Below are 22,993 nucleotides of genomic sequence, written 5' to 3' on the forward strand. Positions count from 1 at the left end.
GCCTATTCCTCGGTGCGGACCAGTACTGTCTCGCCGACCAGCAGGAACAGCAGGAAGGGCGCCCACGCTGCCATCAGCGGCGGATAGGCACCCAGATTACCCATTGCCAGCGCGAAGTTATCGGCCACGAAATAGGTGAAGCCGAGCGACATGCCAATGACCGCGCGCACGAAGAGCTTGCCCGAACGTGCCAGTCCGAACGCAGCAACAGCCCCCAGCAAGGGCATCAGCAGCGCAGATAGCGGCCCGGAGGTCTTGTGCCACAAAGCACCCTCCAGCGCGGCGGTGGGACGTCCGGCATCCTTCAGATCGGCAATGGCCGAACTCAGCGCGCCGATAGACAGGCCATTGGCATCCACCTTCGCCAGTGTGAACTGATCGGGGCGGATATCGCGCCCGAACCGCACGGTGCCAAGCATGGTCGATGTACCACGCACCACATCGAATGATCGTGCATTTTCCAGAATCCACCCGCTGCCCTGCGCATCGTAACGGCCACGCGGTGCCTGAATGATCGTCGTCAGGCTGTTATTGGAGCGGTTGAAGATCTCGACGTTGCGCAGCAATGTTCCTTTACCGCGTCCGCCAACCAGACCGGCGGTGACCAGATCGTCTCCGTCACGGACCCAGATATTGGACTTGATGCCGCTGTCCTTGGGGCGCGGGCCATAGTCGACCGCTTGCCAGGCATCGAGCGAGGCCGAGGCGCGAGCCACGATCCGCTCATTGAAAACAAAGCTGAATGCGGAAATGCCGAAAGCGACGATGATGAGCGGGGCCAGTATCTGATGCGCGGAAAGCCCTGCAGCCTTCATCGCGATGATTTCGCTGTTCTGGTTGAGCGTGGCCAACGTCACCAAAGTGCCCAGCAAAACCGAAAACGGCAGAAAGCGCGCGATGATCTGAGGTGCACGCAACAGGACGTAGTTCCACAATTGCGCGTTGCCATTGCCAGGATAGGCTAGGACATCGCCCGATTCGCCCAACAGGTCGAGCGTTTGCAGCACGATCACCAGCAGCGCGAGCACGGCGATGGTGCGGACGAGGAACAGCCGCCCCATATACAGCGCCACGCGCTTCGAAGGGAAAAACTGCAGCATCATGCGGGCGTACCCTTAACCTTGCGACTCCGCAGGAAGCGGAAGCGACGGCCAATCCATTTGCCCAGTTTGGCAAAGCCGATTTCCAGTGCACCGATCGGCTGGCCGCCGGGGCGATGCGCGACGACATGATACATCCATAGAATCAAAGCCGCGACGCCCATGAATGGCACCCACAGGGCAATGACCGGGTCCACCTTGCCCAGCGCGCCGACGCTTTCGCCATATTCGTTGATCTTGTGATAGGTCACGATGAAGACGATAGAGAGAAACACCCCCAAGGCGGAGGTGGAGCGCTTGGGCGGGATGGCAAAGGCCAGCGCCGCCAATGGCAACAGCATCATCATCGCAACTTCGACCATCCGGAAATGGAAATTGGCGCGCACCTGATTGCGAAGCTCGCCGTCGTCAGTCTGTTTCCCCACCCGGACCAGCTCGGGCAACGTCAATTCCTGATCGGCATTGCCGCGACCGCGAAAACGCTCGATCTGCGGCAAGTCGATGGGCAGGTCGTGGCTGGAAAAGCTCAGGATGCGCGGCGAGGTGTATTTAGGCCCGTTGTTCACCAGAACCCCGTCACGCAGCCGGAAGATAATGACGTCGGGATCGTCGGTGGCGAGGAATGTACCGCTGGCCGCAGTCACGGCCAATGTCTGGCCGTTCTTCCCCAATACCCGCATGAAGATGCCGTGCAGGTCGGTGCCACTCTTGCGGCTTTCTTCGATGCGCAAGGTCATGCGCTTGCCCAGAGTCGTGAACTCGCCGACCTTGATGGAGGCACCCAATGCGCCCGATCGCAATTCGAAACGCAACCCTTCATAGGCGTAGCGGGCATAAGGCTGCACGAATCCGACGATGGCCAGATTGATGAGGGCAAGGCCGATTGCGTACATATAAGGCACGCGCAGCAACCGGCCATAGCTCATGCCGACGCCGCGGAACACGTCCAGTTCCGATGACAATGCCAGTTGCCGGAACGCGAGCAACACGCCCAGCATCAGCCCTATGGGGATGCCGAGCGACAGATATTCCGGGATCATATTGGCCAGCATCCGCCAGACGACGCTGACCGGCCCGCCTTCTGCCGCGACGAAATCGAACAGGCGCAGCATCTTGTCGAGGACCAGCAACATCGCCGCAATGACGAGGGTGCTGAGCAACGGAACGGCGATCAGTCGGGCGATATATCGATCAGTGGCTGTCAGCATTTTCAATATGTGGTCGTTCCATCACCATGTTTTGGCCGCAAACCGCGCCCATATCACCCTGAGGGGCGAACAGGGTCTGTGCAGGTCCGGGCGTAAGCCAGACAGGCGCTATAGCTTCCAGGAGAGTGTTGGTCATGTTGAAAGTGTTGTCTTCGATCAGGTTCCAGACAGTGAAGCGGCCATTGGTCGCGTCCCTGATGGCGCTGGGCATCGCGGCGACTCCGGCAACGGCACAGGCGATAGGTCCGCAGGCTGCCGCTTGCGACCGTAATGGTTCCGCCGTGCTGGTGCATGTCGAAGGGATAAAGGCGCGCACCGGCATGTTGCGGGTGCAGTTGTACGAAGCCAATCCACGGACGTTTCTGGAAAAGAAAAAGTATCTCGAGCGGGTGGAACTGCCCGTGCCGCGCTCCGGTCCGTTGAGCGTGTGCGTCGCGGTGCCGAAACCGGGCAGCTATGCGCTGTATGTCCGCCACGATGCCAATAACAACGGAAAGAGCGACAAGTCTTCGGACGGTGGCGGTTTTTCCGGCAACCCGCATGTCAGCCTATTGGATCTCGCCTTCAAGCGGAAGCCCGATCTCGACAAGGCGAAATTTGCGGTCGGTTCCTCCACGCGCGAGATTCGCGTCATCCTCAATTACGTCCAGGGCTTGAGCTTCAAGCCTCTGGGCGCCTGACGAAAGGTTTCGGCCCCCAATGGTTTGCGTCGCGCTGCTGTCCAACCCCCAATCCACGGGGAATAGACAGACTCTTCCGCGCGTGCGCACCTATTGCGCAGGCAACCCGGATATTTTCCATTACGAAGTCGAACATGCCGACCAGATCGGTCGCGCGTTGCAGACGATTGCGAGGGTGAACCCGGCGGTCATCGTCATCAATGGCGGCGACGGCACGGTGCAGGCGGCATTGACCGAATTATATCAGGGCGAACATTTCAAGGGTAAGGTGCCGCCGGTGGCGGTGCTGCCCAATGGAAAGACCAATCTGATCGCGCTTGACCTTGGCATTCATGGCGACCCCATCAAGGCACTGGAACGGATCGTCGAGATCGCGAAGAACGGCCTGACCGATCATGTCGTGGTCCGCGAACTTATTGCTCTGTCGGATGGCAAGGACGGCAGTCGCCCGGTCTTGGGAATGTTCTTGGGCGGCGCAGGCCTTGCCGATTACATCCTGTATTGCCGCAACAAGATCTATCCGCTGGGCCTGCCCAACGGTCTCAGTCACGCACTGACGGCGCTGGCCGTCGTGTTTTCGGTGATCTTCGGGGTCAAAGGCAAGTTCATGCCGCCGATTGCACGCCCTGTCTCCATTTCGCTCATCCGCGATGGACAGCTTGCCGGGCGTTTTGCGGTGTTGATCGTGACGACGCTCGAACGTCTTCTGCTGGGCGCGCAGCCGGGCGAATCGGGTCGCGGTTCGCTGAAGTTGATGGCGGTGGATCAAAACGGTCCGGCAGTCCTGCGTATGTTGGGAGCTGCGCTGATCGGCCGCTTCGGCACGCGCAAGATGCAGGGCATCCATCTGGAACAGGGCGACACGATCCGCATCGAAGGCGATCGTAGCAGCGTCATTCTGGACGGAGAGATTTTCGAAGCGAATACAGGCAACCCCATCGTGCTGCGCTCGACGGCACCCGTGCCGTTTCTGCGGCTGGCGGCGTGATGTTCTGAATTGCGCTGTTCGCCCCGTGCGGACACCGTGAATCCTGATGTCGCACTCTCTCTCCGCCCTCGTCACCGAAGAACTGTCGCAGCCTGCCGATCCGCGCGCCATTGCCATGGCGGCAGCTTTGGCAAGCCTGTATCCCGGCGCAGCGCGCGCGGTGCTGTTCTACGGGTCCTGCTTGCGGGAAGCCAATCTCGACGGGCTGATGCTCGATTTCTATCTGATCGTATCGGACTATGAAGCGGCTTATGGCAAAGGCTGGCTGGCCCGCGCTAACCGGCTGATCCCGCCTAATGTATTCCCATTCGAACATCAGGGCCTGATCGCCAAATATGCGGTGCTGAGCGAACCGGATTTCGACCGGCTGTGCGGACGGGATGCGGACAATGTGTCGGTCTGGGCGCGTTTCGCGCAACCGTCCCGCCTGTTGTGGGCGGCAGACGAAGTCGCGCGCATTCGCGCCATTGTCTCGGTGTCCCGCGCTGCGCCCACATTGCTCGATCTTGCCGCGCCTGCCGCGCAAGCGGACGGCCCGGGCGACGGGCTGCATCTGTGGCGCACAGGATTCGCGTTGACCTATGGCGCGGAATTGCGGGCGGAGCGGACCGATCGTTCCGGCTCTATCGTCGACAGCGACCCGGACCGCTATGCCCGCTTTGCCGCCGCCTATCCCCAGCGACGCGCCGATCCTTTCACATCAGCAGAGATTGCCGACAATGCCCGCCGCTGGCGTGCGCTGCAGAGTCGAGGAAAGCGCCTGACGGCCATGCGATTGGCAAAGGCCAGTTTCACCTTCGCAGGGGGGATCGATTATCTGGCGTGGAAGATCAATCGCCACGCCGGGACACAGATTGCCATAAAACCGTGGCAGCGGCGCTGGCCCTTGCTGGGTGCAGTTACTCTGCTGCCTCGGCTGTTTCGGTCGGGGGCGATTCGCTGAGGGGCTTGTTCTTCGGGACCGATTTGCCCGGTTTGGGCGCCGCCTCGGCTGCCCCGGGCTTGCTGTCTTTTCCATTCGCCTGAATGATCGTATCGGATATCGTGCGTGAAAGAGTGGCCAGGGTATAGGGCTTGCGCAAAACCTGATGGCCTTCGAACATCATCGCATCGTCGATGTCACCGGCATATCCTGTTACGAACAATACGGGGATGTCGCGGAATTTCGAAGACAGGCTAGCGATCATCTCGGGGCCCGTCATTCCGGGCATCAGGACGTCGCTCATGATCAGGCCGATATCGCCATATCGCTCCAGCATCGTCGCCGCTTCGTCCGGATGCGGGCACGCGACGGGCAGATGCCCCAGTTCCGCAATGGCATCCATGGATTGCGACAGGACGCGCGGATCGTCCTCGACCACCAATATGCGGGTGGGGGGATGATCGGTCGTGTCGATACTGGCGGGCGACTTTACCATTTCCGCCACCTGCGCCGCCGTCATTGCCTTGCGCGGCAGGAACATTTCGACTTGCGTGCCTTCACCGGGCCGGGACTGAATGCGGATTTCGCCAGAGCATTGCCGCACGAAACCGAAAATCTGGCTGAGACCAAGTCCCGTACCTTGGCCCACGGGCTTCGTCGTGAAGAACGGCTCGAACACCCGCTGCAGCACGTCTGCATCCATGCCGCAACCGCTGTCACTGACGGCGAGCCTTATATAGTCACCGCCTTCGCACTCCCCGATTTCACGGGGCGCGAGTGTCGCCTGCGCTGTTGTGATCGTAAGCGTGCCGCGACCGTCCATGGCATCCCGCGCGTTAACGCAGAGGTTGAGGATGGCGTTTTCAAGCTGATGCCGATCGACGAAAATGGCCCAGCCCGATGCGCCGGGTTCCAGCGTAACGACGATCTGATCGCCAATGGTGCGGTCGATGAGGTCGATCATGTTGCGAATCAGCGCATCGGGATCGACTGCGGCAGGCAGCAACGGTTCGGCGCGGGCGAACGCCAACAGCCGACGGGTCAACGCGGATGCCCGGTTGGCGCCTTCCATTGCATTGTCGATATGTCTCTCGGCATTTTCCGGGTCTTCGCGCAGTTTCCGCCTTGCAAGTTCGAGCCCCCCGGACACGACGGCCAGCATATTGTTGAAATCATGCGCGATGCCGCCGGTAAGTTGCCCCACGGCTTCCATCTTCTGCATCTGGCGCAGGCTCTCTTCCGCTGCAGCGCGCTCGGCGGCCTCTTGCTGAAGGCGGACATTGGCTTCCTGCAACTGCGTGGTGCGAATCGTGACGGCGGCCTCCATGCGGTCCGCCCGGATCATTTCCGCGTCCGCCAGCCGACGCGCATTGCGACGGTCCGCCCAAGCTGACATCGCTGCCCATGCCGCGCAGAGCGCCCCGACGAGAATGATGAGCCCGACCAGCAGATAGGTCCGATTGGCCAGCGCGCTGCGATCGCCTGCAAGATTCACGGCAGTGCTACGCTCGGTAAGCCGGGCGTTTTCCGCTTCGATGATGGCGTACAGCCGATCGTTTATCAGCTTGAGATTGGTGGACTTCCCCGCCTGATGAAACTGCGATAGCGCGCCCAGTTTCTGATCGTAGGTCGTGCGCAGGCCGATTTCGTTCAGCGTCTTGCCGCGATCCAGATAGGCCTCGCGCAGACCCTGAACCGCTGCCTTTTGCCAAGGGCTTTTGCGGGTGGAGAACGCCAGCGCATCGAGTTCCGCTCCGGCCCGTCGCCACTGCGACTGAAACAGGCGGCCAGTGTCGGGATCCATGCCGATCACATAGCGGGCGAGCGTCGCTTCGGACTTGGCAATCGATGCGTCCAGTTGCGTCGCCAGGTTGATGACTTCGAAACTGTGGCGCTGTTCGTCCAGCGCCATGTCCCGGTCGCTGCTCGCCATACTGGCAAAGTACAGCAAGGCACCGAGCGCGATCATCAGCGGAATGCCAATGGCAGCGCCGACCACGCGGCGGATGACCCGGCGCGTCTTAGGCAGCTCATCGTCGATATAACTCATCGCGCCGTCCATGTTCCAAGCTCATAGAGCAGAACATGAATCGGGGGAAGTATCGTTACGTATCCATCGTAAATTGGATCAAACTATCGCGCCGGTCGCCTTTCCGGCTTCCTCGAACATGCCCAGAATCTGCGTGACCTGATCGCTGCTATGTTCCGCGCATAGCGAGCAGCGCAGCAGGAACGTGCCGGTCGGCGTTGCAGGCGGGCGGGCCATGTTGACGTAGAGACCCAGTTCCAGCAGCGCCTGCCAGATCGCGACAGCCTGCGTCTGGTCGTTGAGGATGACGGCGATGATCGCGGATTGCGGCGTATCGGTGCCGAGCTTGAAGCCCATTGCCTTCAGCCCGCCGTGCAATCGGCGGCTGTTTTCCCACAGATGCGCGCGCTTGTCCTGCGCGTGCATCAGTTTGCGGATCGACGTCGCAGCGGTGGCTACGACGCTGGGCGGCAGCGACGCGGTGAACACATAGGGGCGGCAGACAAGACGCATCACGTCGAACTTGGGATGGTTCGAAACGCAGAAACCGCCGACCGTGCCGACCGATTTGGAGAAAGTGCCGACTACGAAGTCTATGTCCTTCTCGACGCCCTGTTCCTCGTACACGCCGCGACCGTTGGGACCGAAAAAGCCCATGCCATGCGCTTCGTCGACCAGAATCATGCAATTCTTGTGCTTGCGGATGGCCGCGACCATTTCCGGCAGTGGCGCGATGTCGCCCAGCATCGAATAGACGCCTTCGAGCACGACCAGCTTCTGCGCATCGACGGGCAAGCGACCCAGCCGCTTGTCCAGATCCTCGACGCTGTTGTGGCGGAAGCGGACGATTTCGGCATTGCCCAGGAAACAGGCGTCATAGATCGACGCATGGCTGTCCGCGTCCAGAATGACGTAGTCGCCTTTACCCGCCAGCGTGGAAATAATCCCCAGGTTCGCCTGATAACCCGTTGAAAATACCATGGCATGATCGGTGCCGTAAAATTCCTTGAGCGCGTCCTCGACTTCCTTGTGGCCCTGATAGGTGCCGTTCAGAACGCGGCTGCCGGTCGTGCCTGCGCCGAATTCGTCGAGCGCTTTTTTGCCCGCCGCGATCACATCCGGGTCGAACGTCATGCCCATATAGTTGTAGGTGCCCAGCAGGATGGTTTCCTTGCCCTTGATCACCGCAAGGGTCGGCGACTTCACTTCGTCCATCACGATGGCGAAAGGATCGCGCACGCCCGTCGCCATCAGCGCTTCGCGCTCGGCGATCAGGGGATCGAATTTGGAAAACAGGTCGGTCGCGCCGGATGTTTCGTCCGGAGTCTGCGTGTCGGCGGCGGTGGCTGCAGCTTGGCTCATGGCGCGTTCAACCCTTCAGCTTGGTGACGGCGTCGACAAGCTGGCCGACATTCTCGATTTCCGCCTGCATGTTCATGGTGATGAGGATGTCGAATTCATCCTCGACCGCGGCCACGAAATCCATGACAGTCAGGCTGTCCCATTCCAGATCCCCGGCAAAGGTCGTGGCTTCGGTCAGCGCGACGCCTTTTTTATTGAAAGGCGCGATCTGTTCGGCGACTTGCGCGAAGATGGTTTGGCGATCCGTCATGCTATTCGTCTTTCTGGACTTATTTCAGGCGTTGAAGGCGCGGTTTTTGCGCCGTATCGGCTTCCTTTGGCAAGGGAATAAGGCGTCAATCGGGCGTGAACTTGCCGCAATGTGCGCAAGATGCGATGTTCCGGGAAAGTTTGGGGAATAAAAACGATGGCCGACTATGCCAAGGGGGAGGAACGGACCGCGGTAAAGCGGCCGCTGGTGCCCAATGCGATCCATCTTGTCCGCACGTCGCTCGCCGCCAATCTGCAGCTAAGCCAGATGGCCGACCAGAAAGCGAATATGCTGATGGGTGCCTCTTTCGTGGTCTTCACGCTGGCGGTGGGGCAGTTGCGGACAGGGCATATGATCGTGCCGATTGCTATCCTCGCCACAGGGGCATTTCTGGCCGCAACGTTTGCGATCCTGTCTGTCCTGCCCAAAGTCACCAATATTAAGGGGCCAGTGGGGGACGATGCCAATATCCTGTTTTTCGGCATTTTCACCAGCGTCAGCGAAAGTGAATTTGCCGACCGGATCGTGGCGAAGCTGGACGACGACGAAGCGCTGTATCGGGTGATGCTGCGGGACATCTATCAGAATGGGCAAGTGCTGCAGCACAAGAAATACAAATATCTGGGCTATGCCTATCGGATATTTCTGACGGGGCTGGTGCTCAGCTTTGCGGCATTTGCGGTAGAGCTCGTGCTGGGGCGGCTAATCTAAAGCCAGCCCTTTGCGCGATAGGCCGCGACCGTCGATTTCAGCCCGTCCATGGTCGCCACCTGCGGTTGCCAGAGTTCGGCGGGCGGTGCCATTTCGGGGCGGGATACCCAGTCAGGATGGCAGTAATAGCCTACGCGATCCTGCGTCAGTCTTGCCTTGCGTCCGCGGATCATGCGGTCGCTGACGGCGGAGACATTCATCAACCAGCGTGGTGTGGCGATGGTGCGGACGGCGCGGCCCACACTCATACCAATGGCGCGACCGAAATCGGCATGGCTCCATCCGCCCGGCGTCTGGTCATCGACTTCATAAATTTGCGCGAGACTGTCTCCGCGATCCTCGATGAGTGTCAGAAGAAGGCGTGCCAAGTCACTGACTTCAATAACCGACAAGCGCCCGCCGGGCGGGAGCATCACGACCCCCTTGGACGCCATTCGAAACAGGTCGAGTATGTCCTTGTCACCGGGACCATAGATCGCCGGAGGGCGCACGATGGTCCAGTCGAGCGCGCTGGCCATGACATGCCGCTCGGCCAGTTCCTTCGACCAGCCATAGCTTGAAAGCTGCGGCTCGCGGGCCGCCAGCGACGACACATGCACGATGCGGCGAACGCCCGTGCGGCGCATGGCGTCGACGACATTCATCGTGCCGGTTGCGTTGCCTTCGGCAAAACCCTTGCGGTCCGGCGCGTTCACGACACCGGCGATATGGAGCACCGCGTCGGCATCCGCCATCAGCCGCTCCAGACTGTCATGGTCGCTCAGCGCGCCGGGGGTCCATGTCACGCCCTTGCGCGGGAACTGCGGCGAACGAGTGAGCGCGTTGATCTTCATCTTTGCGCCCAGCGCAAGGTCGAGGGTTGCTGCGCCAAGGAAACCCGTGGCGCCGGTTACGGCCAGCCGAAAAGGGATCATGGGTTCAGCAGCACCATGTGATCGCGGTGGATCAGGACGGAGCGGGGGACATCGCCCAAAATGGCCGCGATGTCCTCGCTGCGTCGGCCCGCGATCTTCACGGCGTCGCCGCTGTCATATTCGGCGAGGCCGCGCGCCAGCACCCGACCGTCTTCGGCGACGATGTCCACCACATCGCCCCGCGCGAAAGTGCCGGTCACGGTTCGCACGCCGATGGGGAGCAGGCTGTTGCCATTAGCCAGCGCCCGCTCGGCCCCGGCGTCGATGGCGATATGGCCGCGCGTCGTCAGCCGTCCGGCCAGCCAGCTTTTGCGCGCCCGCTTTGCATCGGCAGCGTGGAAGATGGAGCCGCGCCCGCCGTTGGTCCAGTTTTGCAGCGGCGAATCGACATGGCCCGATATGATCGCGAGATGCGCGCCCGCCCCGGTCGCGATCTTTGCGGCTTCGATCTTTGAGCGCATGCCGCCCGATCCCATGCCCGAACCCGATCCACCATCGGCCATCGCCATGATCTTCGCGTCGATTGTCTTTATGTTTTCCACCAGCATAGCCGTCGCATCGACGTGCGGGTTCGCGGTGTAAAGCCCGTCCACGTCAGACAGCAGCACAACTGCGTCAGCCCGAGCGGCTTGCCCGATCCGGGCCGCCAGCCGGTCATTGTCGCCAAATCGGATTTCGGCTGTCGCTACGCTGTCATTTTCGTTCACGACGGGGACTACGCCCAGCGACAATAACCGTTCCAGCGTCGCCGATGCATTAAGATATCGGCGGCGGTTTTCCAGATCGTCGAGCGTCACGAGAATCTGCGCAGCGGTAATGCCTTGTTCGGCCAGCAGCATGGCCCATGCCTGCGACAAGGCGATTTGACCCACGGCGGCGGCAGCCTGCGCGTCTTCAAGGCTGCCCCGGCCACCCTTGGCCAGATTAAGTCGACGCGCGCCAAGGGCTATCGCGCCTGACGATACGATAACGATCTGTTGCCCCTCGGCGCGCCGCGCAGCGATTTCGGCCACGAGCGTGCGCAACCATGCTTCGCGCGGATTGCCCGTAGGATCGACCAGCAGCGCGGAGCCGATCTTGATGACGATCCGGCGACAGAGGGCAGGGGGGAAACCGGCGAGAGTCACTGAACTCCCCTCCTTTCAGGGAGAGCAGAAGTGTGACGGATTACAGCGGCGACCACGGTTCCGCTTCCTTGTCCTCGTCCTCCGGGTCGATATCCATGCGGTAGCTGCTGGCGGTGCGCTGTTCCGGGCCGAGTTCGGGGATCACACGGTCCAGCAGTTCGCTGACCCCTGCGCCTGTGCCGCCGGAGATGATGAAGATTTCCTCCGCACCGGCTTGCCGGAACTGGTCGGCGATGTCGTCCATCAATTCCTGACCGAGCAGATCGCCCTTGTTCAGCGCCAGCAATTGCGGTTTTTCATCAAGGCCCGCGCCATAAGCTGACAGCTCATCCTGCACGATGCGCCATGCGTCGAGCGGATCGTCGAGGGTCGCGTCGACCAGATGCAGCAGCACGCGGCACCGCTCGATATGGCCCAGGAAGCGGTCGCCAATGCCAGCGCCTTCGGCTGCGCCTTCGATCAGGCCGGGAATGTCGGCCAGCACGAACTCGCGGCCCTTGTGGCTGACGACGCCAAGCTGCGGCTTGGTCGTCGTGAACGGATAATCGCCGACCTTCGCCTTGGCGTTGCTCACCTGATTGATAAAGGTCGATTTGCCTGCATTGGGAAGGCCGACAAGGCCGACGTCGGCCAGCAGTTTGAGCCGCAGCCAGACCCACATTTCCTCACCCGGCCAACCCGTGCCATGCTGACGCGGGGCGCGGTTGGTGCTGGATTTGAAGGACATGTTGCCACGCCCGCCATCGCCACCGCGCAGGAACACGACGCGCTCGCCGGGGATGGTGAAGTCGGCCAGGATGGTGCCTTCGTCATCGTCCGCGATCACCTGCGTACCGATCGGCACCTTGATGATCAGGTCGTCGCCGCCTGCGCCATAGCGGTTCTTGCCCATGCCCGGTATGCCGCGCTGCGCCTTGAAATGCTGAGTATAGCGAAAGTCGATGAGGGTGTTGAGGCCTTCGATCGCTTCGAAGATAATGTCGCCGCCCTTGCCGCCGTTACCGCCGTCGGGGCCGCCATATTCGACGTACATCTCCCGGCGGAAGCTGACGGCACCGGGGCCGCCCGCGCCGGAGCGGAGATAGATTTTTGCCTGGTCTAAAAAATGCATGCGCCGCCCTTAGCGGTATTCCTCCGGAAATTAAACCTTTGCGCCATTATGCGAAAATAAGTCGACACGTGAAAACCTAAAACGGCTTTTTATTTCGGCGCGTTGGCGGCCATCCAGTTCACCAGGGCCGTGTTCATTTCAGGGGACTCCGCCAGCGCCATCGAGGCGAACAAGGTGCGGGTCGCCAGATCGCGCGCCATCGTGCGCGGCAGGCCCAGCGCCTTGGCCATTGGCGCGCCCATCATCGAATCGCCCAAAGCGCTCAGCACCAGTGCGAGCGTATGCTCGGCAATATAGGGGCGGTTGGGTTCGCTGGCCGACAGTTCGTCCACCAGCCGATGAATAGCCTCCACCACCGGGTCGAGCGCATCTTCATTGCCCGATGCCATCATCCATGACGCCAGCGCCCCGGCGCCTTCCTTGTCGAAGGCATCGAAGGTGAGATCGACGATGGTCCGCGGCTCCACCTCGCCGCGGCGCGCTTTCTTGACGGCGTCACCGATGGTCGCGGTGATCATGTCCGCCAGATAGCCTGCCAGTGCCTTCTGCAAGCCTGAAGCCGATCCGAAATGGTGAAGCAGATTGGCGTGGGTCCGCTGAATCCGGCCGGCCACGGCCTTTAGCGTAACGGCCTGCGGACCTGCTTCGAGGAGCAGTTCGCGCGCGGCTTCCAGAGCGGCGGTTCGGCTTTCGAGGGGGCTAAGGCGACGGCGCGCTATTGACATTAGTGTAAGTAACCTTTATTTGCACGAGTGTAAGTTAGACGTGCTGATGGAAGAGACCATGCCACAGAAATTGCTTTCGCGTACCCCTCATGATCTTTCGATTACGCCGCGTGATCGGCGCTTCGGCCGGGCGCAGGCGGACGAGACCGTTCAGAAACGCTGGTGGCTGGGCGGCGATCCGATCGGTACGGCGTTCTACAATGCGCTGTCCGTGACGTTCCCGCGCGGCGAAGCCTTCTTCGTCGATAGCGTGCGCGCCTTTCGTGAAGGCACGCCCCCGCGCTTGCAGCAGGAAATCAACGCTTTCATCAAACAGGAAGTGATCCACAGCCGCGAGCATGTCGCATTCAACCGCCGGGTGGTGGATGCCGGATATGACGTATCGCTGCTGGAGCAGGACGTCATCGATTCGCTGGACGAGATCAAGGGCCGTCCCAAGATCGTCGACCTTGCCGCGACGATGGCGCTGGAGCATTTCACCGCGATCCTTGCGCATCAATTGCTCGCCAACCCCCGGCATCTGGATGAAGCCGATGCTGAATCGCGGGGGCTGTGGCAATGGCACGCGCTGGAGGAAATCGAGCATAAGGGCGTTGCCTACGACACATGGCTGCATGCGACCCGCGACTGGTCCCGGTTCAAGCGGTGGAAGGTCAAATCGATGCTGATGCTGCTCGTTACGCAGCGATTCTTTCATCACCGGACACGCGGCATTCTGGAACTGTTGCGGCAGGATGGCCTGACCGGACCGCGGGTCTGGGCGCAGATGGCGTGGTTCGCCTTCGGTCGTCCGGGCATGGTGCGCAAGATCATGGGCGCGTGGATCGGCTATTTTCTTCCCGGTTTCCATCCGTGGAACCATGACGACCGCGCGCTGATCGCACGGGCATCGAGCGATTATGCCGATGCCGTACTGCCGGAGCGCGTTGCCACGGCTTGACCGATGGCGAGGAGCGCTGCCATTGTGCCGCAATGACTGACGCTCCTACGCTCCATACCGAACGATTGACCCTCCGCGCGCATCGGCTTTCCGATCTCGATGACAGCGTTGCGCTGTGGCAAGACCCCGTCACCGTGAAGTTCATCACAGGCGGGCAGATTCAGGACGAGCAAGCGGTGTGGTTCCGCATTCTGCGCCATGCAGGACTATGGTCGCTGTTCGGCTATGGTTCCTGGGTGGTCGCGGACCGGAAGACAGGTGCCTATGTCGGCAGCGCGGGGCTGCTCGAATCGCGCCGGGGCATCCCTGAACTGGAAGGATGTCCCGAAATCGGCTGGGCCGTGCGGTCGCAACTGGCGGGGCAGGGGCTGGCAACCGAAGCGGTGGCCGCTACGCTTGCCTGGGCAGATGTGCATGTCGATGCGCCGGCGACGCGCTGCATCGTCGATCCCGATAACAGGCCGTCGATCAAGGTTGCAGAGAAATGCGGTTTCCATGAGACGGCGCGGGTGCGAAACGGCGAGATTCCGCTGATCCTGTTCGAACGGAATCGCGGCGGTTAACCCCCCGCCAAAGCGAGGGGTCAATCGTCATGCCGCAAGCGGCTGGCTTTCCTCGCCATAGAGTTCGATCGCCAAGTCACTTCGCGGCATGTCCACTTCATCGGACATTTCGTACAGTGCGTACGGGGCTGTTTTCTGCCGCGCGCAGCAGAAACGCGGCGCGATGTGGCCGGTTGCGCGAAAGCCGATCTTGCGCAGGACATTGCCGGAAGCCGGGTTGTCGATGAAATGCCCTGCAGTCAGATTTTGGATACCCGTTGCGCGGGCGATCTCGACCACGGCGCGCGCTGCCTCTGTAGCGAAACCCAGCCCCCAATAGCGGCGCGCGATCCAATAGCCCAGTTCAGGCTGGCCGTCTTCTGCGGGCAAACCGATGCCGCAGCCGCCGACCAGTCGAGGCGCGCCGCGCGTCCGTGAGAAGATCAGGAAATCGGGCAAGCGCATATCGCGCTGCATACCCAGAAAGGTCCGTGCATCGTCTTCGGCATAGGGCCATGGCGCGCGCGCCAGATTGCGCACGATGCTCTCCTCGCCAATGGCTTGGGCCAATGCGGGGGCATCCTCCATCCAGCCGGGCCGAAGCAGCAAACGGTTCGTGCGGGCAAACATTGGGCATTCCTCTCTTATTCTTGTCATCCGCCCCAATGCAGATGCCGCTACCGGCATTGCGTTACGACTTCGCGACAGCTCTTTCTTGGAAAAGCTTGCCCGTGCGACGCATGAGACGAGCCGTTGTTCCAAGAAAAACGACGAGGGAAAAGAAAAGGATAGGACCCGAAATGCACCAGACACGGAAACGGGGCGCTACCCTTTCGGGGCGCCCCGTTTTCCCTCAACCCGACAGTATTTCCATTACGGAGAAACTGTCTTTCGGGGCGCCCAGTGGACGACCCCGAATGGGAGGTCGTCCGTTATTCTGCGGCCTGTGCCATCATATCGACGGACACATATTTGCGGCCTTGCTTGCCATCGTGGAATACCACGCGGCCTTCGATAAGCGCGAACAGCGTGTGGTCCTTGCCGATGCCGACATTGCGACCCGGATAGACGCGCGTGCCGCGCTGACGAATGATAATGTTGCCGCCGATGACTTCCTGGCCACCGAACTTCTTCACGCCAAGGCGACGGCCAGCGGAGTCGCGACCGTTGCGCGAAGAACCGCCTGCTTTCTTATGTGCCATTGTCTATACTCCTCGAATGCTCTGGAACGCTCAGGCTTCTGCAGCCGCTGCGTCTTCGGTCTTGGCTGCGGCCTTCTTGGGCGCTGCCTTCTTCTCTTCGCCGCCGATTGCGACGATGCGCAGGATCGTGTGACGCTGACGATGGCCGTTCTTACGGCGATAGTTGTGGCGACGGCGCTTCTTGAAGACGATGACCTTCTCGCCCTTCGCCTGCGCGATGATTTCTGCCGACACCGTCAGACCGTTCGTGTCCTTCAGGTCCGAGCCTTCGCCAGCCAGCAGGACGTCGTCCAGCGTAATCTGGTCGCCAGCTTCACCGGCGATCTTTTCGATGACGATCTTGTCTCCTGCGGCAACGCGATACTGCTTGCCGCCCGTGCGCACGACTGCGAACATGGCTTTTCTCTTCTAATCCAAACTGCGTGACGCGGAAACACTGGGACATCAGCCCCGGAAGACCCCGCGCGGGAAAGCGGCCCATTATGGGATTGAGTCCCCCCTGTCAACCGGATTGCCGTCCCGGCCACGCCTTTTTACGTTGCGAACGGCGTTGTTTGCCTAGCCGTGCAGCAGGAGAAGCACGCCTGCAATCGTTGCGACCGATGCTATTGTGCTGACCATGATCGTGCCGGAAGTGACCTTTCCATCACGGGCGTAGAATTCGGCGATCATGAATGGCCCGGTGCCGGTGGGCAGGGCCGCCACGGCAATGGCGGTGGCGGCGATGTCGGCAGGCAACATGAAGACTTTCCACGCCAGCCACGCGGTGATCGCCGGATGCGCCACCAGCTTGACGAGCGAGAGGGCAAGCACATGGGGATTGCCGATCGCATGGACGATGGGCCGCTGCGCCAGGAACAACCCCACAGCCACCAACGCAGCGGGACTGGCCGCCGTGCCGAGCATGGTGAGGAAGCCGTGGATCGGTGCGGGCAGGGCGAGTCCGCTCCACCACCAGATCAGCCCGGCCAGCGGCGACACGATCACCGGATTGCGCGCCATGCCTGTGACTATGTGTAACGCTGCGCCCGCCATGCCGTGACCGTGGCTGCGGCCCGCCTCGATCAAGATGACGCCCGCGACGAACAAGGCTGTCAGCGTAAAACCTGCAGCAACGATGATGTGAGGCCGTACCGCCGGGCCCAAAGTCAGCGTGAGCAAAGGGAGGCCGATATAGACGGCATTGCAATAGCTGGCATTGAGGCCGTCAACGCCCATGTCGGCAATCGACAATCCCCGCATCCGTCCGATGACCAGACCGATGGCGAACACCGCGAAACTGCCGATCAGCGACACTGTAGCGAAGCCGGGGTTCCAATATGTGTGCCAATCGGTCGTCGCCACCACATCGAACAGCAGGCAAGGCAAGGCGATCCACACCACGAAGCGGTTCAGGATCGTTGCGCCGTCCGGCCCCAGCACGCCGGCGCGCCCTGCGCCGAACCCTGACAGGACGATCAGGAACACCGGCAGGATGGTGACAATATTGGTCAGCATGATCGATGCCGGTAGGGGTTTTTGGCGGCTGTGCCAATCTGAGCTCTAAACATTGTCATTCCCGCCTGCGCGGGGATGACGAAGTGAGGGCCAGGACTTGAGCCATTGCAACGAACCCATACGCTGCTTAGATGCAGCGTCATGATGTTCCGCCCGCTCTTTTCCTCGCTTGCGCTGTTGCTGACCGGTTGTGCCGCAGGCGTTGCCGATACGAGCGCCTATCCTTCGCTGGCGCGCCGTCCGGTGGAATCGGCGGACTACGAAACGCCTGCCGCCACCCCGGCGCCGACAGCACCCGCAGCAAGCCCCTCCGACGATGCCGAACTGGCGCGCTATGTCGGACAGGCAGCGGCGGGCGCAATGGCGTTCGACAAGGCCTATGCCGAGGCGCAACGATTGACGCGCGCAGCCTCCGGGGCGGCTGTGTCGAGCGATCCGTGGGTCGCCGCGCAAGCGGCGATCAGCGCGCTGGAATCCGCGCGCAACGATAGCGTATCTGCGCTGGCGGCGCTCGATACGCTGTATACCGCGCGGGTCAGCGCCATTGCGGATGGCAAGATGTCAGGGTCCGTGGATGCAATCGACGCCGCGCGGGCATCGGCCCTCGCCACGGTCGATTCGCAGAACGACCGTCTCGACGCGCTGAGGGCGATGCTCGCGCCGGCCTGAGCCGAAGCTATTCGTCCTGGGCAGCGCGCACGGCACCTTTGTGGGCGTGGGCATTGTGGACATAATGTTCCACCCCCGTGCGCATCCCGATAACCGCTTCATCGGTCAGGTCGCGCATATATTTGGCGGGGCGTCCGCTCCAGAGCTGACGGTGGGGGACACGCTTGCCCGGGGTCAGCATCGCACCTGCGGCAAGCATCGCGTCGCCTTCCACCACGCAACCGTCCATGACGATGGAACCCAGCCCTACGAACGCCCGATCCAGCAAGGTGCAGCCATGCAGCATCACCATGTGGCCGATCAGCACGTCTTCGCCGATGGTCGTCGGAAAGCCGCCCGCGCCATCCTTGTCCGAATCGCAATGAATGACGGTGCCGTCCTGCACATTGGTCCGCGCGCCGATGGTCACGCGATTGACGTCGCCGCGAATGACGCAATTGTACCAGATGCTGGCTTCCGGCCCGATCTCTACGTCGCCGATGATCCGGCAACCGGGCGCGACGAAGGCACTTTCATGGATGCGCGGCATAATGCCGTTGATTGCGATGATGCTCGCGCCGGGATGCCGTTCGTGTTTCATGCCGTCATCAACTTTGCCGCTAGCGGAGCATGGTAAGTCAGCACGCCGGTGCAGCCTGCGCGCTTGAAGCTCATCAACGTTTCGAGGACCAGCGCGTTGCGGTCGCCTGCGCCCGCTGCGGCGGCAGCTTCGATCATCGCATATTCGCCGGACACCTGATAGGCGAACACGGGTACGCCGAACGCATCCTTCACGCGCGCGACGATGTCGAGATAGGGGAGGCCGGGCTTCACCATCACGCTGTCGGCGCCTTCGGCCAGATCCATCCCGACTTCGCGCAACGCTTCCTCGCCATTGGCGGGGTCCATCTGATAGCTTTTCTTGTTGCCTTTCAGGAGGCCGCTCGACCCCACGGCATCGCGGAAGGGGCCATAAAAGGCGCTCGCATATTTGGCGGCATAGGCCATGATCTGGACATTTGCATGGCCCGCACTTTCCAGCGCATCTCGGATCGCGCCGACGCGGCCGTCCATCATGTCGCTGGGCGCGATGATGTCCGCGCCTGCCTCTGCCTGATTGAGCGACTGGCCGATCAGCACATCGACGGTCGCATCGTTCAGGACATAGCCTGAATCGTCCAGCAGCCCGTCCTGTCCGTGCGCGGTATAGGGGTCGAGCGCCACGTCGGTCAGCACGCCGACCTCCGGCACGGCATTCTTAATCGCCCGGATCGCGCGGCACATCAGATTGTCGGGATTGAGCGCTTCGGTCCCATCGTCGCTGCGCCGATCGGGCTGCGTATTGGGGAAGAGCGCGAGGCAGGGAATGCCCAGATCGCGTGCCAGCTTCGCCTGTGTGACGATACCGTCGACCGACCAGCGCGATACGCCGGGCAGGCTGCCGATGGGTTCCTCTACGCCGCTGCCTTCGGTCACGAACAAGGGCCAGATCAGGTCGGCGGGGCTAAGGCGATGCTCTGCATGCATGGCGCGAGACCATGCAGCGGCACGGGTGCGACGCATGCGAAGTGCGGGGTAGGGGGCATAGGACATGCAGCCGGTCTAGGCCGCAGTCCAAGCCGGATCAACAAATATGCTTGGGGTTTCTCAGCAAGGCGGCTGCCGTTTCAAGTTCCGTCGCGCCCAATTCGATGGCGGTGCGGTTGCCGCCGACCGTCACCGGACCTTCAAATTCGGCGAAGGCGGTAAAGCGGTCGTCGGGCGCTATGCCCTCGAACACAGCCAGGCAACCGCGGAAGGTCGTGCGAAAACCCTGATCGCCGTTACCGACGAAAAATCGTACCGGAGTATCCCATGAAAGTTCCATGACGCGCCCCTATGGTTCTAAAGCGCATCGTGTCACAAAATCGGCAGGAATCAAGCGTTACTGAAAGCGTCAGGCTGATAATCGGAAATTTCGTAACACGGGACGCCCGGACCCTTAGGCTTCGTCTTCCAGGCTGAGCAGGCTGGCGTTTCCGCCGGCCGATGTCGTGTCGGTCGATGTCACGCGCTCGACGCAGAAGCGGTGCAGATAATGCGGCCCGCCTGCTTTCGGTCCCGTGCCGGAAAGTCCTTCGCCGCCAAAGGGTTGCGATCCGACCACGGCACCGATCATCGATCGGTTGACGTAGAGGTTGCCGACCGCCGCAAGCGCGTCCACGGTGCCCGCGGTCCGCGCGATGCGGCTGTGCAAGCCCATGGTCAGGCCAAAGCCCTTGGCATTGATCTGTGCGACCACCTGTTCCAGCTCGCCTGCGCGCCATGTAGCGACATGCACGATAGGGCCAAAGACTTCCCGGTCGAGCTGATCGATGTCATCGAGCCGGATGACGGTGGGCGGCACGAACAGCTTCTGTTTCGGCACGGAGACCGAATGGGCGATTCGGGCCCTGTGCGTTTCGCGGTGCGCCATGAGGCGATCATATGCGGCCTTGTCGATCACCGGTCCGACATCGGTGCGACTGTCGGTGGGATCGCCGATCACCAACGCATCCATCGCGCCCTTCAGCATATGGAGCGTGCGGTCGAGCACTTCCTCCTGCACCAGCAGCAGGCGGAGCGCCGAGCAGCGCTGACCCGCAGACTGGAACCCGGAAATCACGATATCGCGCACCACCTGTTCGGGCAGCGCGGTCGAATCGACGATCATGGCGTTGATGCCGCCGGTTTCGGCGATCAGCGGCACGATGGGGCGATCCTCCGGCCCGTCGAGCAAGGCGCGTGCGATGGCCTTGGCTGCGGCGACGGAGCCCGTGAACGCCACGCCCGCGATGCGCGGATCGGCGGTCAGTGCCTTGCCCATTTCCGCGCCGCCGGGGGCCAGGATCAGGGCATCGCGCGGCACACCTGCCTCATGTGCCAGTGCGACGGCGGCAGCAGCGATCTGCGGCGTCTGGGGCGCAGGCTTGGCGACCACGCTATTGCCTGCAACCAGTGCGGCGGCAACTTGCCCGATGAAGATCGCCAGCGGGAAATTCCACGGCGCGATGCACAGCCAGACGCCGCGCCCCTCCATGCGAAGCACATTGCGCTCGCCGGTCGGTCCGGGCAGCGTGACCGGCGCGAGGCCGGTGCGTGCTTGCGCTGCGTAATAGCGGCAGAAATCAATCGCCTCGCGCACTTCGCCCAGCGCATCGGGAATCGTCTTGAACGCTTCCTGTGCGGCGATGGCCATCAATTGCGGGCGGCGTTCTTCCATCAGATCGGCGAGGCGGTCGAGGCAATCGGCGCGAGCGTCGAGGGGCGTTGCGGCCCATGTCGGGAAGGCGGTGTGGGCGCGGTCGACGGCGGTCCGGGCGAAGGACGCCAGGCTACTCTCTCCGTTCGACCCGCTCGACACGAACGGAATATTATGTTCGTCCCAAGGCTGCCGCACCTCGGCCATCACCTCCGACAATATGTCCCGGTCGTCCAGGTCCACGCCTGCACTGTTCGCGCGTTCGGGGCGGAACAGGTCGCGGGGCAGGGGGATGGCCGGATGCGGCGCACCGCCAGAGCGGGCGACCTTCTCGACCGGATCGGCCAGCAATTCCTCCTCGGAGGTCGCGGCATCGGCGAGTTGATGCACGAAGCTGGAATTCGCGCCATTTTCCAGCAATCGCCGCACCAGATAGGCAAGCAGATCCTGATGGCCGCCCACGGGCGCGTAGATTCGGCAATGATGCCCCTCTTCGCGCACCAGTCGCTCGTACAGGCCTTCGCCCATGCCGTGCAGCCGCTGAAATTCGAAATCGCGCCGCTTGCCTGCCCATTGCAATATGGTGGCCACGGTCAGCGCATTATGGCTGGCGAAGGCGGGATAGAGATGGCTGGCGTCGAGCATGTCGCGCGCGCAGGCAAGGTAGGACACATCCGTCGCTGCCTTGCGCGTGAACAAAGGATAGCCCGACAGGCCGCGCTCCTGCGTATATTTGATCTCGCTGTCCCAATAGGCACCCTTGACCAGCCGCACCGCCATCCGCGTACCGCGATCCCGTGCGGTGGCGTTCGCCCAGCCGACGACGGCCCGCGCGCGTTTGCTATATGCCTGAATCGCCATGCCCAGCCCGTCCCAACCGCGCAGATCGGGATGCCGCGCCACCGCTTCGATGATGTCGAGCGACATGACCAGCCGCTGCGATTCCTCCGCATCCACCGTCAGCGCGACATTGCTTGCCGCGGCCTGTTTCGACAGCGCGAGCAGCATTTCGGTCAGGTCGGACACGCAGCGATAGGACTGGCTGGCTTCGTAGCGGGGGTGGAGCGCCGACAGCTTGATCGAGACGCTGTGGCCCTTCTCCCCCTGCGCTGCGACTTCGCGAATGGCGTTGCCATAGCTTTCGAAATAGCGCGCTGCGTCTTCATAGGTCCGCGCGCCTTCGCCCAGCATGTCGAAGCTCGCGGTGAAGCCGCGGTTCTGCTTCTTGTCCATCCGCTTGATGGCTTCCTCGATGGTGCGGCCCATCACGAACACTTCGCCCATCAGGCGCATCGCCGCGCCGACGGCGGTGCGGACGAACGGTTCGCCCGCGCGCCCGATCAGCTTGCGCAGAACGCCTGCGGTGCCATCGTCGCGCACCATCGCGCGGCCCAGGACGAGACCCCAGGTCGCGCTGTTCACCAGATTGCTGTGCGATTTGCCGCTATGCGCGCGCCAGTCGCTTTCGCCGATCTTGTCAGCGATCAACTGATCCGCCGTGTCGGGATCGGGCACGCGCAGGAACGCTTCGGCCAGCGACAGCAAGGCTACGCCTTCCGCCGTGTTCATGCGATATTCCTGCAGGAACTGATTGACCCAGCCGTCGCTCTGCGCGGCGCGCAGGTCGGTCAGCAGCCCCTTGGCGCGCGTCACCGATGCCGCGCGATCCGTCGTGCTTTGTCGCGCCCGGTCGATCAGCGGGCGAAGCACGTCCGGTTCGGCCCGACGATGATCGTGGGGGAGGCGCTGGCGAAAGGTCGCCGGGTCCGAATCATGCGCGGGAAAGGGGAGGGGGAGACGGTCGGCAGGCATGGCGG

General features: G+C 62.1%; 25 protein-coding genes. 7 read left to right on the top strand and 18 right to left on the bottom strand.

Annotated elements, in window-relative coordinates:
• Positions 1-2 precede the first annotated feature (2 nt).
• The 3 genes from lptG to QMG56_RS01740 are packed head-to-tail and all read right to left on the bottom strand — an operon-like array spanning position 3 to position 2,519.
• The gene (gene lptG / locus QMG56_RS01730) at positions 3-1,103 is read right to left on the bottom strand and encodes an LPS export ABC transporter permease LptG (protein ID WP_281820835.1); all 1,101 of its coding nucleotides are present in this window, start codon (positions 1,101-1,103) and stop codon (positions 3-5) included.
• The gene (lptF, locus tag QMG56_RS01735) at positions 1,100-2,308 is read right to left on the bottom strand and encodes an LPS export ABC transporter permease LptF (RefSeq protein WP_230188623.1); all 1,209 of its coding nucleotides are present in this window, start codon (positions 2,306-2,308) and stop codon (positions 1,100-1,102) included. The genes lptG and lptF overlap by 4 nt, the downstream gene beginning before the upstream one ends.
• Complete coding sequence (locus tag QMG56_RS01740; protein WP_281820836.1) at positions 2,292-2,519, bottom strand: hypothetical protein; 228 nt, start codon at positions 2,517-2,519, stop codon at positions 2,292-2,294. Before QMG56_RS01740 ends, lptF begins: the two co-directional genes overlap by 17 nt.
• Between QMG56_RS01740 and QMG56_RS01745 the strand changes: the two genes are divergently transcribed.
• From QMG56_RS01745 to QMG56_RS01755, 3 genes are read left to right on the top strand one after another with little or no spacing between them, the layout of a single operon-like run.
• Complete coding sequence (locus QMG56_RS01745; protein ID WP_281820837.1) at positions 2,506-2,988, top strand: DUF2141 domain-containing protein; 483 nt, start codon at positions 2,506-2,508, stop codon at positions 2,986-2,988. The genes QMG56_RS01740 and QMG56_RS01745 overlap by 14 nt on opposite strands.
• A 19-nt stretch (positions 2,989-3,007) precedes the next feature.
• Entirely contained in the window at positions 3,008-3,976 is a 969-nt protein-coding gene (locus QMG56_RS01750; protein WP_230188539.1) for a diacylglycerol kinase family protein, read from the top strand.
• A 46-nt stretch (positions 3,977-4,022) separates the two neighbouring features.
• Positions 4,023-4,919, top strand: coding sequence for a hypothetical protein (locus QMG56_RS01755; protein ID WP_281820840.1), 897 nt, complete (start codon positions 4,023-4,025; stop codon positions 4,917-4,919).
• Here the strand turns inward: QMG56_RS01755 and QMG56_RS01760 are convergent.
• The 3 genes from QMG56_RS01760 to QMG56_RS01770 form a co-directional block, all read right to left on the bottom strand.
• A complete protein-coding gene (locus tag QMG56_RS01760; protein ID WP_281820841.1) occupies positions 4,876-6,948 on the bottom strand; it encodes an ATP-binding protein in 2,073 nt (690 codons plus the stop codon). The two genes, QMG56_RS01755 and QMG56_RS01760, sit on opposite strands and share 44 nt — an antisense overlap.
• 78 nt (positions 6,949-7,026) lie before the next feature.
• Positions 7,027-8,289 carry an aminotransferase class I/II-fold pyridoxal phosphate-dependent enzyme gene (locus tag QMG56_RS01765; RefSeq protein ID WP_375713610.1) on the bottom strand — a complete coding sequence of 421 codons (1,263 nt, stop codon included), beginning with the start codon at positions 8,287-8,289 and terminating at the stop codon, positions 7,027-7,029.
• A gap of 7 nt (positions 8,290-8,296) precedes the next feature.
• Complete coding sequence (locus tag QMG56_RS01770; protein ID WP_230188536.1) at positions 8,297-8,539, bottom strand: acyl carrier protein; 243 nt, start codon at positions 8,537-8,539, stop codon at positions 8,297-8,299.
• A gap of 156 nt (positions 8,540-8,695) precedes the next feature.
• Between QMG56_RS01770 and QMG56_RS01775 the strand changes: the two genes are divergently transcribed.
• Positions 8,696-9,250: a Pycsar system effector family protein gene (locus QMG56_RS01775; protein WP_281820842.1), complete on the top strand. Its 555-nt coding sequence runs from the start codon at positions 8,696-8,698 to the stop codon at positions 9,248-9,250.
• Here QMG56_RS01775 and QMG56_RS01780 read toward each other — a convergent pair.
• The 4 genes from QMG56_RS01780 to QMG56_RS01795 form a co-directional block, all read right to left on the bottom strand.
• The gene (locus QMG56_RS01780) at positions 9,247-10,164 is read right to left on the bottom strand and encodes an NAD(P)-dependent oxidoreductase (RefSeq protein WP_281820843.1); all 918 of its coding nucleotides are present in this window, start codon (positions 10,162-10,164) and stop codon (positions 9,247-9,249) included. The genes QMG56_RS01775 and QMG56_RS01780 overlap by 4 nt on opposite strands.
• Positions 10,161-11,291 carry a glutamate 5-kinase gene (proB, locus tag QMG56_RS01785; RefSeq protein WP_281820844.1) on the bottom strand — a complete coding sequence of 377 codons (1,131 nt, stop codon included), beginning with the start codon at positions 11,289-11,291 and terminating at the stop codon, positions 10,161-10,163. Before proB ends, QMG56_RS01780 begins: the two co-directional genes overlap by 4 nt.
• 40 nt (positions 11,292-11,331) lie before the next feature.
• Positions 11,332-12,402, bottom strand: coding sequence for a GTPase ObgE (gene obgE, locus QMG56_RS01790; protein WP_281820845.1), 1,071 nt, complete (start codon positions 12,400-12,402; stop codon positions 11,332-11,334).
• 89 nt (positions 12,403-12,491) lie between these two features.
• Complete coding sequence (locus tag QMG56_RS01795) at positions 12,492-13,127, bottom strand: TetR/AcrR family transcriptional regulator (RefSeq protein ID WP_281820847.1); 636 nt, start codon at positions 13,125-13,127, stop codon at positions 12,492-12,494.
• 58 nt (positions 13,128-13,185) lie between these two features.
• Here QMG56_RS01795 and QMG56_RS01800 point away from each other — a divergent pair, with 58 nt between their 5' ends.
• Together QMG56_RS01800 and QMG56_RS01805 are read left to right on the top strand one after the other, a co-directional pair.
• Entirely contained in the window at positions 13,186-14,067 is an 882-nt protein-coding gene (locus QMG56_RS01800) for a metal-dependent hydrolase (RefSeq protein WP_281820848.1), read from the top strand.
• A 32-nt stretch (positions 14,068-14,099) separates the two neighbouring features.
• Entirely contained in the window at positions 14,100-14,630 is a 531-nt protein-coding gene (locus QMG56_RS01805) for a GNAT family N-acetyltransferase (protein ID WP_281820849.1), read from the top strand.
• 27 nt (positions 14,631-14,657) lie between these two features.
• Here the strand turns inward: QMG56_RS01805 and QMG56_RS01810 are convergent, their stop codons facing one another.
• From QMG56_RS01810 to QMG56_RS01825, 4 genes are all read right to left on the bottom strand, one after another.
• A complete protein-coding gene (locus tag QMG56_RS01810; RefSeq protein WP_230188528.1) occupies positions 14,658-15,239 on the bottom strand; it encodes a GNAT family N-acetyltransferase in 582 nt (193 codons plus the stop codon).
• A 302-nt stretch (positions 15,240-15,541) separates the two neighbouring features.
• Complete coding sequence (gene rpmA / locus QMG56_RS01815; RefSeq protein ID WP_230188527.1) at positions 15,542-15,811, bottom strand: 50S ribosomal protein L27; 270 nt, start codon at positions 15,809-15,811, stop codon at positions 15,542-15,544.
• 30 nt (positions 15,812-15,841) lie between these two features.
• The gene (gene rplU, locus QMG56_RS01820) at positions 15,842-16,207 is read right to left on the bottom strand and encodes a 50S ribosomal protein L21 (protein WP_230188526.1); all 366 of its coding nucleotides are present in this window, start codon (positions 16,205-16,207) and stop codon (positions 15,842-15,844) included.
• Between the two features lie 162 nt (positions 16,208-16,369).
• Positions 16,370-17,308 (bottom strand): AEC family transporter, encoded by a 939-nt coding sequence (locus QMG56_RS01825; protein ID WP_281820851.1) that lies wholly within the window; start codon positions 17,306-17,308, stop codon positions 16,370-16,372.
• A 141-nt stretch (positions 17,309-17,449) separates the two neighbouring features.
• On the opposite strand from QMG56_RS01825, the gene QMG56_RS01830 reads away from it, so the two are divergent.
• A complete protein-coding gene (locus QMG56_RS01830) occupies positions 17,450-17,977 on the top strand; it encodes a hypothetical protein (protein ID WP_281820852.1) in 528 nt (175 codons plus the stop codon).
• Between the two features lie 7 nt (positions 17,978-17,984).
• Here the strand turns inward: QMG56_RS01830 and QMG56_RS01835 are convergent, their stop codons facing one another.
• From QMG56_RS01835 to putA, 4 genes are all read right to left on the bottom strand, one after another.
• Entirely contained in the window at positions 17,985-18,557 is a 573-nt protein-coding gene (locus QMG56_RS01835) for a gamma carbonic anhydrase family protein (protein ID WP_281820853.1), read from the bottom strand.
• Complete coding sequence (hemB, locus tag QMG56_RS01840) at positions 18,554-19,549, bottom strand: porphobilinogen synthase (protein ID WP_281820854.1); 996 nt, start codon at positions 19,547-19,549, stop codon at positions 18,554-18,556. The genes QMG56_RS01835 and hemB overlap by 4 nt, the downstream gene beginning before the upstream one ends.
• A 31-nt stretch (positions 19,550-19,580) precedes the next feature.
• On the bottom strand, positions 19,581-19,823 hold the full coding sequence (locus QMG56_RS01845; protein ID WP_230188521.1) for a hypothetical protein: 243 nt from the start codon (positions 19,821-19,823) through the stop codon (positions 19,581-19,583).
• Positions 19,824-19,937: 114 nt separating this feature from the next.
• The gene (putA, locus tag QMG56_RS01850) at positions 19,938-22,988 is read right to left on the bottom strand and encodes a bifunctional proline dehydrogenase/L-glutamate gamma-semialdehyde dehydrogenase PutA (RefSeq protein WP_281820855.1); all 3,051 of its coding nucleotides are present in this window, start codon (positions 22,986-22,988) and stop codon (positions 19,938-19,940) included.
• Between the last annotated feature and the right edge of the window lie 5 nt (positions 22,989-22,993).

The sequence above is a fragment of the Sphingobium sp. BS19 genome, from assembly GCF_027925545.1.
Classification (GTDB): domain Bacteria; phylum Pseudomonadota; class Alphaproteobacteria; order Sphingomonadales; family Sphingomonadaceae; genus Sphingobium.